The organism is Aestuariivita boseongensis (assembly GCF_001262635.1).
Lineage (GTDB): Bacteria > Pseudomonadota > Alphaproteobacteria > Rhodobacterales > Rhodobacteraceae > Aestuariivita > Aestuariivita boseongensis.
On record NZ_JXYH01000072.1, the window covers coordinates 1 to 13,246 of the forward strand.

Annotated in this window: 15 protein-coding genes; 3 read left to right on the forward strand and 12 right to left on the reverse strand. The window is 59.5% G+C overall.

Going from position 1 to position 13,246, the window contains the following annotated elements; translation table 11 throughout:
• The 6 genes from TR61_RS18205 to TR61_RS18230 all read right to left on the reverse strand — a co-directional run.
• Positions 1 to 472 (reverse strand): NAD(P)H-dependent oxidoreductase (locus TR61_RS18205; protein ID WP_157440975.1); only part of this gene is annotated, 472 nt, incomplete at its 3' end.
• Entirely contained in the window at positions 469 to 1,869 is a 1,401-nt protein-coding gene (locus tag TR61_RS18210; RefSeq protein WP_050931956.1) for an FAD-binding oxidoreductase, read from the reverse strand. The genes TR61_RS18210 and TR61_RS18205, both read right to left, overlap by 4 nt.
• Entirely contained in the window at positions 1,866 to 3,131 is a 1,266-nt protein-coding gene (locus TR61_RS18215) for a cytosine deaminase (RefSeq protein ID WP_050931957.1), read from the reverse strand. The genes TR61_RS18210 and TR61_RS18215 overlap by 4 nt, the downstream gene beginning before the upstream one ends.
• Complete coding sequence (locus TR61_RS18220; RefSeq protein ID WP_050931958.1) at positions 3,131 to 3,991, reverse strand: ABC transporter permease; 861 nt, start codon at positions 3,989 to 3,991, stop codon at positions 3,131 to 3,133. The genes TR61_RS18215 and TR61_RS18220 overlap by 1 nt, the downstream gene beginning before the upstream one ends.
• Complete coding sequence (locus TR61_RS18225) at positions 3,988 to 4,776, reverse strand: ABC transporter ATP-binding protein (protein WP_050931959.1); 789 nt, start codon at positions 4,774 to 4,776, stop codon at positions 3,988 to 3,990. Before TR61_RS18225 ends, TR61_RS18220 begins: the two co-directional genes overlap by 4 nt.
• Before the next feature lie 60 nt (positions 4,777 to 4,836).
• Entirely contained in the window at positions 4,837 to 5,838 is a 1,002-nt protein-coding gene (locus tag TR61_RS18230) for an ABC transporter substrate-binding protein (RefSeq protein ID WP_050931960.1), read from the reverse strand.
• Positions 5,839 to 6,172: 334 nt separating this feature from the next.
• On the opposite strand from TR61_RS18230, the gene TR61_RS18235 reads away from it, so the two are divergent.
• From TR61_RS18235 to TR61_RS18245, 3 genes are read left to right on the forward strand one after another with little or no spacing between them, the layout of a single operon-like run.
• Positions 6,173 to 6,679, forward strand: a complete 507-nt coding sequence (locus tag TR61_RS18235; protein ID WP_050931961.1) for a glycosyltransferase family protein — start codon at positions 6,173 to 6,175, stop codon at positions 6,677 to 6,679.
• Positions 6,676 to 7,170, forward strand: coding sequence for a glycosyltransferase (locus TR61_RS18240; protein ID WP_050931962.1), 495 nt, complete (start codon positions 6,676 to 6,678; stop codon positions 7,168 to 7,170). Before TR61_RS18235 ends, TR61_RS18240 begins: the two co-directional genes overlap by 4 nt.
• Positions 7,167 to 8,006, forward strand: coding sequence for a glycosyltransferase family 2 protein (locus TR61_RS18245; protein ID WP_050931963.1), 840 nt, complete (start codon positions 7,167 to 7,169; stop codon positions 8,004 to 8,006). Before TR61_RS18240 ends, TR61_RS18245 begins: the two co-directional genes overlap by 4 nt.
• 15 nt (positions 8,007 to 8,021) lie before the next feature.
• Here the strand turns inward: TR61_RS18245 and TR61_RS18250 are convergent, their stop codons facing one another.
• The 6 genes from TR61_RS18250 to TR61_RS20215 all read right to left on the reverse strand — a co-directional run.
• On the reverse strand, positions 8,022 to 8,507 hold the full coding sequence (locus TR61_RS18250) for an A24 family peptidase (protein WP_050931964.1): 486 nt from the start codon (positions 8,505 to 8,507) through the stop codon (positions 8,022 to 8,024).
• Positions 8,497 to 9,351, reverse strand: coding sequence for a helix-turn-helix transcriptional regulator (locus TR61_RS18255; protein WP_157440976.1), 855 nt, complete (start codon positions 9,349 to 9,351; stop codon positions 8,497 to 8,499). The genes TR61_RS18250 and TR61_RS18255 overlap by 11 nt, the downstream gene beginning before the upstream one ends.
• A gap of 227 nt (positions 9,352 to 9,578) precedes the next feature.
• On the reverse strand, positions 9,579 to 10,580 hold the full coding sequence (locus TR61_RS18260; protein ID WP_050931966.1) for a type II secretion system F family protein: 1,002 nt from the start codon (positions 10,578 to 10,580) through the stop codon (positions 9,579 to 9,581).
• Between the two features lie 10 nt (positions 10,581 to 10,590).
• Complete coding sequence (locus TR61_RS18265) at positions 10,591 to 11,562, reverse strand: type II secretion system F family protein (protein WP_050931967.1); 972 nt, start codon at positions 11,560 to 11,562, stop codon at positions 10,591 to 10,593.
• Between the two features lie 3 nt (positions 11,563 to 11,565).
• A complete protein-coding gene (locus tag TR61_RS18270; protein ID WP_050931968.1) occupies positions 11,566 to 12,957 on the reverse strand; it encodes a TadA family conjugal transfer-associated ATPase in 1,392 nt (463 codons plus the stop codon).
• Positions 12,958 to 12,971: 14 nt separating this feature from the next.
• Positions 12,972 to 13,246 (reverse strand): CpaE/TadZ family protein (locus TR61_RS20215; RefSeq protein ID WP_172677021.1); only part of this gene is annotated, 275 nt, incomplete at its 5' end.

A 13,246-nucleotide genomic window follows, 5' to 3' on the forward strand; every position in this document is an offset into this window, starting at 1 on the left:
TGCCGCCATAGGTCGTCACCGCCGCCAGCTTTCGGATATTGCGCAGATTGGCGCGCACTTCCCCATCCTGCAAAACAAAGGACACACCGGGCAGGAAAACCCGGTCAATGAACCCTTTCAGGATCGCGGGATACCCGAAATTCCACACCGGAAAGACAAAGACCAGCGCATCCGCCGCCTGCAGCCGCGCAACATAATCCGCCACAGGTGCGGTGTTGCTTGCCGTATCGTGATAGCCGCGCCGTTCTTCGGCGCTCAGGACCGGGTCGAAGCCATCGGCATATAAATCGACCAGATCAACCTCCCAGCCCCCCTGGCCCAGGCTTTCAAGCGTCGTCTGCAGCAACGCAAAAGCGAAACTTTCCTCGCAGGGATGCGCATAGACAACCAGGACGCGCCCCTGCTTCTTCTCTTTCAAAATACCGGCGGGGGGTCCGGAGGGCTGGCCCCCCGTGCGGTCCGTGTCACTCATTCCACCGCCTGAAGTTTCGGATAGGCATACATGGCCGCGTAATCCCACTCGGGATCATCCCAGGAAATCATCTTGCCAGGGTTGAGAAGACCTTTTGGATCGGCCTCCTGCTTGAAGCGCAACTGCCGGTCATCGACGGTCTGCCGCCCGCCCTCTTCCAGGGTATAGCGATGGGGGTTGAAGATCATCGCGCCCGCGTCCTCATGCAGACGGACAATCTCATCCAACCGGTCTTCGCTGGTGAATTTGACCAATGACAGCCCGGCAAACATCACCTTGCCGTTCTCGCGCAGCACTTCCAGGTGCTGCAGCACTTCGGGCGAAAACTCGGCCCGCATCTTTTCGATCAGCTCTTTATGCTGCGGGAAGCCATAGCGCACCTGCAGATAGGTGATCGACGGATCGACCTTCAGCGCACGCAGCGTCGTGTGGTTCCAGCCATATTCAAAGATCCGGCCCGGGCTGCGGTCCCAGTCATTGTCATCCGACCGGTAAATCACCTTCGACGCAGGGCGCCGGGCGGTGAAGGTATCAAACCCGTCCATCGAATGGGGGGCCACCATCAGGGCCACAAGATGCGTGCCCGGCTCCACATGCGGTTTGACCCGCTGGAAATACTCATGGGCGATCGGCGCCTCGAACACGGTGGCCAGCTTGATCAGGATGCCGTCTTCATTGGCCAGTTCCTCGGCAAATTCCATCGCCGGGGTGAAATCGTCAAAGGCCACGAACAGCTCGACCCAGTCATAGGCCGGTGCCAGCGGCATCTCGATCTCGGTGATGATCCCGTTTGTGCCATAGGCATGAGAAACACGTGCCAGCTCTTCCCCGCGAAACTCCAGCAGGCGCGGCTCTTCCTCCATCGTCACGACCCGCAGGCGAATGATATTGCCCAGATCCCGCAGCGACCCCCAGGTGCACGAGCCCACACCGCCCGAGCCCCCTGCAATGAACCCGCCAATCGTGGCAGTCGCCCAGGTGGAGCTAAACATGCGGATCTCCTGCCCCGAATGCGCGATGCAATGCGCATCGAGGTCCTTCAGCAGACAACCCGGCTCCACAATCACCCGGCCCGGATGCACCTCTTTCACCGCATTCATATGGTGCAGATGCATGACGCAACCGCCTTCCAACGGCATCGCCTGCCCGTAGTTACCGGTGCCTGCGCCGCGCGTGGTCACCGGCACGTCATGGGCGTAACAGATCTTCAGAACCTCGATCACCTCGGCCTCCGACCGCGGGGCCACGACGAAATCGGCAGTCACATGATCCAGCCGCGTTTTCAGAACCGGTGAATACCAGAAGAAATCCCGGCTCTTGGCCTTGATCGCGCTGTCGGATTTTTCGATGTCCAGATGGGCAAGAGCCTCTTTCGCGGCGGCGACATTGGGTTTCATGCGGTCCTCATCAAATGGTCGAGTTCATTGTAATCCGGCAGCGTCCGGTCAATCTGCTGGCCTGCGCGCAACACGATCCTGTCGGCCTGCGGGCGGGCGAAGAGTTCGGTCCAGCTGCGCGCCTTGCAGATCACCAGATCGGCAGGCGCGCCCGGTGCAAGGCTGGGCGCCGCAAAGCCGCAGGCAGAGGCGGGGTTCGACAGGAAGGCGCGGCTCCAATCCGCGTCGGAATGATCCAGATGGCCAATCCGCGTGGCCTGCCGCATCACTTCCAGCATATCCAGATCGCCATAAGCATAGAACGGATCGCGTGTGTTGTCCGATGCGAACGACACATTGATCCCGCGCGCCTTCATCTCGTGCACCAGGGTGATCCCCCGTCCGCGCGGCGTGCGGCCCGCATGGCGATCCTGCAGATAAAGGTTGCACATCGGCAGCGACACGATGTTCAGCCCCGCCTTGGCCACCAGGTCCAGCGTGTCCATCGCCCGCGTCTCATCCTGCGTGGACAGCGAACAGCAATGGCCCACGACGATTGGCGCGTCAAAGCCCTCCTCCATCGCGACCTCGGCAATGGCGCGCAGGCATTCCGCGCTTGGGTCCATCGTTTCATCGGCGTGGAAATCCGCCTGCAGCCCGCGCTCGGACGCCATGCGAAAGAAGATGCGCAGCTTGTCGCGCAACTCCGGCACCGGATAGGCCACCATGCCCAGCGTGCCGCCATGCCGGGCCACCAGATCCGCCGTGTGGGTAAATTCCGAAGTCTCCCCCACCATATCGACACCCATCAGGCAGGCGGCCTGCAATTCGATCCGTCCCGCCCACTGATCCCGCAGCTCGGCAAAGACGGGCCAGCTGATATCGTCCTGCGGCGCGATACTGTCCAGATGGGTTCGGATCGCCCGCGTGCCATGTGCCCAGGCGCAGCGCAGGGCGAAATCCATCCGCGTGCGCACGTCATCGGCCGACCAGTTCGCGTCACGATCCGCACCGACCGTTTCCAAGGCACCGGGAAAGCTGCCATCGGGGTTGGGCGCACGGTCCCAGATATGGCCCTTGTCCAGATGGGTGTGCATGTCGATGAATGCCGGAAAGACCATGGCACCGGCCATATCGACCGGCGTTGCCGTGGTCTCCACAATCCGGCCACCATCAATGGACAGGGATGTGCGCACCAGATCCTCATTCTGTCCCAGAAGCCAGCCTGGAAGAGTCACATTTTCCAACGTCAGCGCGGTACGGGGGAGTGTCTTGAAATCCATCAGCCTTCTCGTTTCAGTGCGCTTTCGTGCCATTTCCGAAGCAACATATGGCTGATGAAACTGAGCCCGGCAAAAATCACAACCCCTGTCACCGCAATCAGGATCAGCGCCGCGAACATGCGCGGGATGTTCAGCCGGTAGCCCGCTTCCAAAATGCGGAAGGCAAGCCCCGAGCCGATCCCGCCGGTGCCCGCCACATATTCCGCGACCACGGCCCCGATCAGGCTCAGACCGCCAGCAATGCGCAAACCGCCCAGGAAATAGGGCAAGGCCGAAGGCAGCTGCAGATATCGCAGCCTTTGCCAGCGCGTGGCCCCGTAAATGCGGAACAGATCGCGCAGGTTGTGATCGGCCGAATTCAGCCCCAGCGTCGTGTTCGACAGCACCGGAAAGAACGCCACCAGCCATGCACACAGCAAAAGCCCCGCAATCCGGCTGTCCACATAGATGAAGATCAGCGGCGCAATCGCCACGACGGGCGTCACCTGAAGGATCACCGCGTAAGGATAAAACGACATCTCCATCCAGCGGCTTTGGGTGAACAGCACCGCCAGCCCCACACCGCCAATCACCGCAACTGCCAAAGCCATCAGCGTGATCTGCAGCGTTACCAGCAGCGCGTCAAACAGGATCGGCCAATCGCTGATCAGCGTTGAAAATACCAGCCACGGCCCGGGCAGGATGTAATGGGGAATGCCGTTCCAGACGACCAGCCTGTCCCATGCAAACAGCGCCAGGGCCATCACCAGAACCGGCAGGACCCATTTGCCGATACGTTCAAACTTGCGCGCGCGGCGGCGGCGCAGTTCGTCCTCGTCCACATCCGGGGCGGCGGCGGTGTTGTCTTCGACGATACTCATGCCGCAACCCCCTCCATCGCTTCGTGCAGCGCATCCGAGGCCTGACGGCAATAGGCGGCGTAGTCCGACGACGTGCGAAACACCTCATCGCGCGGGTAAGGCGCATCCACCGTCAGCTCCCGGATCACCCGGCCCGGACGCGCGGCCATGACCACGATCCGGTCAGACAGAAACACCGATTCAAAGACCGAATGGGTGACGAAAATAACCGTGCAGCCGATCTTTTCCTTCAGGGCCAGCAGGTCATTGTTCAACCGAAACCGCGTGATTTCATCCAAAGCGGCGAAAGGTTCATCCATCAGGATCAGGCGCGGCTTGGTCACCATCGCGCGCGCAATCGACACCCGCATTTTCATGCCGCCTGACAGCTCGCGCGGATAGGCGTTCTGGAACTTGTCCAACCCCACAAGGCGCAGCGCCTCGATGATCTCGTCCTTGACCGAGTTATAGGTCTTCCCCCGCAGCCGAAACGGCAGCCACACATTCTGCGCCACCGTAGCCCAGGGCATCAGCGTGGGTTCCTGAAACACCACCCCCAGATCGCCCGCCTTCTGCCCGCCAGCCCAGGTGATGCGGCCACGTGTCGGATGGATCAGATCGGCAATCAGACGCAGCGCCGTGGATTTCCCGCAGCCCGACGGCCCCAGAAGCGAGATGAAGTCGCCCGAATTCACCGTCAGGTTCAGCCCCTTGAGCGCGACCACATCCCCGTTGAAAACCTTGTCGACCCCTTCGATGCGCATCACTTCTGCGCGCTGACCCAGCGGTGCGGATGTGGCAGCCATGTTAGACCTTTCCGTTCCTGAAAAAGGGCGGCGCGGATATGCACCGCCCTTCATTCATCATCAGTTGCCGGGCTTGAGATCCATCCCAACACCCTGGTTCACGAAAGCCGTCGTATAGGTTTTCGCAATATCCAGACCGTCGGACACAACGCCGGCAGCAACCATCTTCTTGTAGAAATCCGCGACGACCTCGGGATTGATCGCCATGATCCCGTCTTCCAAAGCGTCACCGCTATCGACAATCCCCCAAGAAAGCATCTTGTCGATGGCGTAATCCATCTTGTCATCGCTCATATCGGGGTTGTCGGCCTTTATCAGCTCGCGCGCGGCAGCGTTGTCGCCGTACAGGAAGTTGTACCAACCCTTGGCCGACCCTTCGACAAAGCATTTCACCACTTCGGGGCGGTTTTCGATCGTATCGGCCATGGTTTCGATCGTGGTGGCATAGGACGAGAAGCCCGCATCGGCGATCAGGAAGACATCCGCCTCGATCCCGGCTTCTTTCAGCACGGCATATGGCTCGGACGAGAGATAGCCCTGCATCCCCTTGTTTTCATCCGCAATGAACGGCGCCGGGTTGAACGTGTAAGGCTCACGCTGTTCCACGGTGAAGCCATATTCCGCGATCATCCACTGATAGTAGGACGTGAACCCATTGTCGCCGATCAGCAGTGTGAGGTCCTTGAGGTCTTCAAACGTTTCGGCTTTGCCGGGATGGGCCAGGATCACCTGCGGGTGTTTCTGGAAGGTCGCGCCAACCATCACCACGGGGATATTCTGTTCGACAGCGGAAAACGCCTGCAGCATGTCGCCACCCATGTGGAAATCCATCCGCCCGGCCAGCATCAGCGCGCGGTTGTTTACCTGCGGCCCGCCGGGAATGATTTCGACTTCCAGCCCACAGGCTTCATAGGTGCCATCGGCCACCGATTGATAAAAACCGCCATGTTCGGCCTGCGCCAGCCAGTTTGTGCCGAAGACCACTTTGGTCGTTTCGGCATGGGCAAATCCAGCGGTGAAAGACAGCGCCACCGCAGCAGCAAATGTGGTTTTGAGAGACATCCCAACCTCCTTATTGGTTATGTGCCAAGACGTGCCCCCGACATGACCAAAAGACAGAGTAGCAGGCAGGAGGGTGACTCATTTCCCGCGGCTGACAAGAGCGTTTTGCTCAAATAACAAGCAAAATTCGCTGAGGCTTGGTTGAACTGCTCAAAACGAGTGCAAGCGGCAAAGTATCACGCGTCGATGCAAAACCCCGTGGCTGAAAACAGTACCGCAGTTTTTTTTTCCGATCCGTCGGCTTCCCTCTTCTCGCAGATCAGAGCGAGGTGTATTCATGCACATGCAGGCGACCCGATACGCCTGACCACAGACACAGGAATGACCGCCCGGAATGCACAGACGGACACAACAGACGGACACCCTCTCGCCCCGGGTTCTGGCGGTTTCCTCTGGTGGTGGTCATTTGGCCGAACTGCGCAGGCTGTCACCGGCCTGGGACGGGGCCGAGCTGACCTATGTGGTCACGGAACCGGGATACACGGACGATGTCCGGAAAGATCCCGGTACGCCCGACGGCAAACCGCCGCGTGTTCTGTTTCTACCCGACGCAAACAAGGCACAGAAACTGCGCCTTGCGCGCCTCGCACTTGCGGCCCTGTGGATGATCCTGCGCGAAAGGCCCGATGTGGTGATCTCAACCGGCGCAGCACCGGGATATTTCGCCATCCGTTTCGGCAAGATGCTGGGCGCGCGGACAATCTGGGTGGACAGCATCGCCAACGCCGAAGAGATGTCCGTTTCCGCCACCCTCGCCCGGCCTTTCTGTGATTTGTGGCTAACCCAATGGCCCCATCTCGCCCGCGATAACGGCCCCGCCTATGCGGGCACGGTCCTATGATCCTTGTTACCGTCGGCATGCAGTTGCCCTTTGACCGGCTGATCCAGACTGTCGATGACTGGGCCAGGCAGCATCCCGATACCGAAGTGATCGCACAGACCGGTCAGCTTCGGTCCGGCCAGTACAAGCCCCGGCACATGCCGCACATGCCCGGTTTTGCCCCGGCGGAATTTGACGCGCTCTGTCGCCGGGCCGATCTGATTATCGCCCATGCCGGCACTGGATCACTGATCGCCGCCCATGCCGCCTGCACACCCCTGCTTATGATGCCCCGCCGCGCCCGTCTTGGCGAACATCGCAACGATCATCAGATAGCCATGGCCGACAGTCTCAAGCACAGGCTCGGCGTTCATCTGGTCTATGAAGAAGCCGACCTGCACGCTGAGATCGACCGCCTTCTCGAAAACCCAGTAACGCCGCCCCAATTGCACGCCTTTGCCGAAGACAATTTGATCACCGCCATCCGCCAGGTGATCTTCGACAGGCCATGACCAGCCTCAGCGTCATCATTCCCGCCAATAATGAAGAGGCCTGGATCGGACCCTGCCTTGATGCAATGCGGCTGCAGGAGATGGGCGACGCCGCTCCATCCCGCGAGATCATCGTCGCAGCCAACGCCTGCACCGACCGCACCCTGCAGATCGTGGAACAGGCGCGCGAAGGACTTGAACAGGCGGGCTGGCGACTGGTCGTGCTTGATATAGCCACTCCCGGAAAACTGAACGCTTTGAACCAGGCCGATGCGATCGCGACAGGCCGAGTTCTGGCCTATCTGGATGCCGATGTGCCCTGCGACCCGGATCTGATGCGCCTTCTGGTCCAGACCCTCGACACCGACCAGCCGCTTTACGCCAGTGGCCAACTGAAGGTCGCCCCGTCCCAAAGCCGGGTGACGCACGCCTTTGCCAGGGCCTGGGCGGACCTGCCCTTCATGACGACCAATGTGCCCGGCGCCGGGCTTTTCGCCGTGAACCGCGCAGGCCGCGCGCGATGGGATAGGTTCCCCGACATCATCGCCGATGACGGCTTTGCCCGCCTGCATTTTACGCCGAATGAACGGATCAAGGTCGACGCCGCCTATCACTGGCCCATGGTCGAAGGGTATTCGAACCTCGTCAAAGTCCGCAGCCGTCAGGATGAAGGCGTCCGCCAGCTTGCGGCCCTTTATCCCGAACTGATGCGCAATGAATCCAAGCCGCCGATGCGCCTGAGAGATCACATACGATTGTTCCTGAAAATGCCTGCCAGCTATGCTGTCTACGTGGCGGTCATGCTTGCCGTCAGGGCCAGAAAACCGCGCGGCCATGATTGGACGCGCGGGCGCTAAAGCGCTGATCAGACGTTACAAAATCTGCATCGCCGCCAGCGGCAAAAGCGCCCCCGACAGTGCGATCGACAACCCCATGGGATATCCTGCATTGGGCTGCAGCCCGCTCCACCCGATATCCGGGTTTCGCAGCACCGCCCGGAAGCCCATCACCGCGACAAGCCCAAGCGCCATGCCGGCCACAAAGGTCCAGGCATAAAGTGTCAGCGCCTGGCTGGGCAGAAACAGCATCAGCGCCGCCAGCGCCTTCACATCGCCCCCGCCCCAAAGCCGCAGGGCAAATCCGGAAAAGCCCAGAACAAACACCGAAAGCGCGGCGATCAAGCGATGCCCGATTTCGGCCCAGGGCAGGAAGACCGGGGCGGAAAGACAGGCCAGCACCACCATCGCCAGAACCAGACGGTTCGAGATGCGCAGGCGCGACAGGTCCTCTAAAGCCATCAACGCAAGAAGTGGCAGCGCCAGATAAAGCAGCGTGAAATCCAAGGCTTCAGGCGACATCAAAACGCCCTTTGTCAGCCTGAGACCACCCGGCATTCGGACTCAGCAACAAATGAATGAGCTCGGTCTGAGATGCGGTCCCAGTCTTCGCATAGATATTGCGTAGATGCGTGCGCAGCGTGGCCATCGTGATCGACAGTTCAGACAGAAGGGCTTGGTTGTTAAGGCCGCGTCCCAGCAACAGGCATACACGGTACTCGGCTCGGCTCAGGCGGCAAGGGTTCTCCATCGACAGAATGCCCGTGACTTTGGGTCTGTCAGGGACAACGCGTCCTCGCGATAACAGCGCATCGGAAAAGCGCCCCATCGCCCGCGCCTTCCAGCAATCAGACAAAATCGGGGCGATGATCTCAAGACTGGTTTCCAGATCCGCCGAAATAGGACAGCCAAAATGCAGTTCCAAGAAATCACTAGTGCCATTCTTCTTGTCCAGCATGATCGCTGCAGTTTCTACAAGGCAGCGATCCCTATAGGCCCCAATCAAACGGGGTTGGTCCTCAAGATTTTCTTCCCTGCCGAACCAAACCGATCCCACCTTTGCATGAGAGAAGTCCGCCCCGCAGATCGCGCCAGCAAAGGAAACTTCCAATGGACCCAACTCTTCCGAGATACGTTTGCGTGTTTCATGGCTGAACACTTTCGAAGTGCCTCTGTCAGTTCGCATGTCGACTCGACAAACTGAAATTACATCCGTCCCGAAAGTCAGGGCCATGCGCCGCAGCGCTTCGACCAATGGAATGGTGCCCTGAGTCGCCTGACACAGGATTGCAACGCTTTCGAACATTTTCGAGAGAGGTGCAGCCCCGGATCGCGCGGAATAATGCGCACGAAAGAAATCATTCATTTACAAATACACTGACCGATTTCAGATCAATGCCTCCGACAGATGCCCCCACCCATCGGTTTGTGTTTTGCTCCAAATGACCGGCGCAAGCGCGTCCGGTATAGCTGCAAGATCAAGATACCGCACTTTTCGCCGACACGCACTCATAAATGGTTAACGTGTGGTTAACTGTACCAAATGCGCAACATGATCTTATTGCTGCATCCCTCTATGAAACATTAATTTTTTCACGATCCGAAGCCCTGAAAATACCGGATCAGCGACGGCGCAGCGGTCACGATCATCAAGGTGGGCAGCATCAATGCCGCCAGGACCGCCGACATTTTCACCGGAAGCTTATTGGCCATCTCCTGCGCCTTCATCTCGCGCGCATCGCGCATTTCGGCGGCATAGGTCGTCAGCGCGTCGGACATCGAGGTCCCAAAACGCATGGATTGCTGCACCACAGACGCGAATGATTGGATCGTTTCAACACCGGTGCGCCGCGCCATATCCGAAAGCGCCTTTTCGCGCGCCCGGCCGGCCTGGATCTCGTGCTGCGTGTTCAGAAACTCAAACGCCAAATCAGGAGAGGCCACGGCCAGCTCGTTGCCGACCCGTGTCATCGCCGCATCAAAGCCCAGGCCAGACTGAAGCGAAATCTGCAACAGATCCAACGCATTGGGAAAAGCCTCACGGATCCGGCGCTGGCGTTCCTTCTGGCGGCGGTTCAACCAGGCAGCCGGCATGAAATACCCAATCGCTGTCAAAAGCCCCACGATTTGCACTGCATCAGCCTGGCTGACCGGCGCAAGAAATTCAGCGATCACGGGTGGAACCGGCATGCCTGGAGCTCTGGAGGCAAAGATTCCAAGCGCCACCAGAAGCGGCAGTAAGAGACCCAGCCAGACACGCACAAGGATATAGATGCGCAGAGCGCTGGGATGGGTCAGCCCCGCCTGCAGAAGTTTTTCTTCCAGTTTGCGCCGCTCGGTCTCTTTGCTCGGCAGAGCCGCTGTGAACAGGCCGCCCGGCGTCTGAACAGTTTCGCGCAGAAGACCACGGTCCTGCCGCGCATTCATCTTTTGGCTTCGAAGATGCGCCAGCCGCGCTGCCGCAGGATTGCGCTGGCTCAAAGCCGAGCTGGCCGACAAAAACAGCAGCAGAACCCCCAGCCCGAAGCTGAGCAACAGAAGCATCTCTCCGGAGACGCCGAAACGGATCGACAGTGTATCAAATAAACGTTCCATTCAACCGACCTCACACACGGAAATTAACGAGCTTGTGCAGAACGACGATGTTGCTGACCATCAGCACCACAACCACAATTGCAAGCTTGATGAATGCCGGGTCATCACTGACATCGGTATAGTAGCCCGGCGCGTTGATGCTCATCATCGCGATGATTACCAGCGGGATGATCGACAAGATAACCCCCGACAGCCGCCCCTCAGCCGAAATCGACTTGATGCGGGTTCGCAGGGCAATGCGCTTTCGCACGACCGTGGCCAGTGTCGACACGATCCGCTCAAGATCGCCGCCGGTACCATGCTGGATCGCGATGCTTGCCGCCAGGTACTGCGCATCCTCGGTATCGACACGGTCCGCAAAATCTTGAACTGCATCAGGAAGTTCTTCGCCAAAGCTGACCTGATCAAAGATGATACCGAACTCTGATCCAATCGGGTCGGCCATCTCATCGGCCACGGCCCCGATCGAGGTGTTGACCGGGTGCCCGATCTTGAGCCCCCGCGCCATCAATTCCAGCGCATCGGGCAATTGCTCGGTCAGCTTTTTCTGGCGCTCATCCTTGCGCGATTTCACTACGATCATCGGCACAACAAAACCAAGCAGCAGCGCAATCGGCGTGGCCTGCCAGAACGGAACGAACAATATCGCGACGCTGGCGATAGCCGCCGTGCCCAGAAGGCAGAAGGTTAGGAAGCTTCGCGGTGCAATTGTCAGGTCAGACTGCGCCAGAAGCTTCGGGAAATTCCCGACCAAAGGCAGCCGAGCCAGCCAACCGCTGTCCGTCTCGGGCCGCAGTAGCGACAGAATGTCCTCGCTGGCCACACCTTTTCTGATCATCCGCAGCCTGCGGTTGCGCGCTTCCGCATGGTTCTCACCGCGCCGCAGAAGATAACTCAGCCCGGTGATCAGCATGAAGACACCGACAAATACGCAGGCCAGCATCACATATTGCATCAGTTCGGCGGTAAGCATGTCGGTCATAGCTCAGGTCCCCGCGGCCCGGAACGTGCCCGGGTCAAGATCGACACCGCAGGCCTGAAGCTGCTCATAGCAGCGCGGACGGATGCCCGTTGGCACGAACTCACCCAACACCTCGCCGCTTTCAGAACGGCCGCGCTTCTGGAAGACAAAGATGTCCTGCATTGTGACGACCTGCCCCTCCATCCCGGTGATTTCCGAAATGCTGGTTACCTTGCGTGTCCCATCCGCCTGCCGCGACAGGTGGACGACGAATTGCAGGCCCGACGCCACCTGCGACCGGATGGCCGAGGCGGGAAATTCGATCCCTGTCATGGTCACCATCTGCTCAAGACGGCTCAGCGCATCGCGCGCGGAATTTGCGTGCACGGTGGTCATCGACCCATCATGGCCAGTGTTCATGGCCTGCAGCATATCGAAGGTTTCGGACCCGCGCACCTCCCCCACGATGATCCGGTCAGGGCGCATCCGCAGCGCGTTGCGCACCAGGTCACGCTGAACCACACCGCCACCGCCCGAAGGTGAAGGCAGCCGGGTTTCCAGGCGCACCACATGTTCCTGCTGCAACTGCAACTCCGCCGCGTCCTCGATGGTTACCACCCGTTCCTTGGGGTCAATGAAAGACGACATGGCATTCAGCATGGTCGTTTTCCCCGACCCGGTGCCGCCCGCAATCAGAATGTTCAGCCGCGAATAGACCAGCGCACGCAGGAATTGCGCCGCTTGCTCGCTCAGCGCGCCACTCGCGACCAGCTTGTCCATCGTTAGCGGCTTGGCCGAAAACTTGCGGATCGAAACCGTCGGCCCGTCAATCGCGCAGGGTCGGATGATCGCGTTCACGCGGCTGCCGTCCTCCAGACGGGCATCCACCCAGGGCTGGCTTTCATCAACCCGGCGCCCGATCTTGCTGACGATCTTGTCAATCACACGCAAAAGGTGCTTTTCATCGCGAAACCGAACAGGTACGCGCTCCAGCAGGCCATAACGCTCCACATAAACAGTCTTGTAACCATTCACGAGGATATCGTTGATCGTCGGATCGGCCAGCAGCGGCTCAAGCGGTCCATAACCCAGGATCTCGTCTAGGAGTTCGCCCACCAGTCTGTTGAAATCATCCCCGTTCAGAGGCTTACCCGAACCTGCCAGCGCCGCGCTGACAACCCCCGCCACCTCTCGGCGTAGAACATCGCTTTCCACCTTTTCGATCACCGACAAGTTTAGCCGGTCCAGCAACGCGTCATGCAGGCTGCTTTTCAACTCAAGCCATTCGGCCAGCTGCGTTTCTTCAGTTGTCTGTTCGGGTGCGACCTCGTCGGGCTGCGGCTCCAGAGGGCGATTGTTGAGGGCAATGACATTCGAGTCGGCCACTTTCCCAGTTTTTGCGAATTTTTCGAACATGCGGTGATCTCCCTTCAGGCGGCTTTGTTCGTGTGATCGGAGATACCGATCTGTGTTTCCCGCAGGATGGTTTTTCCTACAGCTCGGATGGCTTTCCACAGTGGCGATCTGCCCGCCGCCTGTGACAGAAGCTGTCCCCGATCCAGTGCGTTGCGCGCATGCCTGGGATCGAATGGAAGCCAGTGACGCAACTCGTGCCCCAACGACTTTTCTGCCTCCACATGGTGTTTAGAGCGGAATAGCGGCTTGCTCTCGTGATTGACGACAATCTCGATCGGCGGCTCCAGCC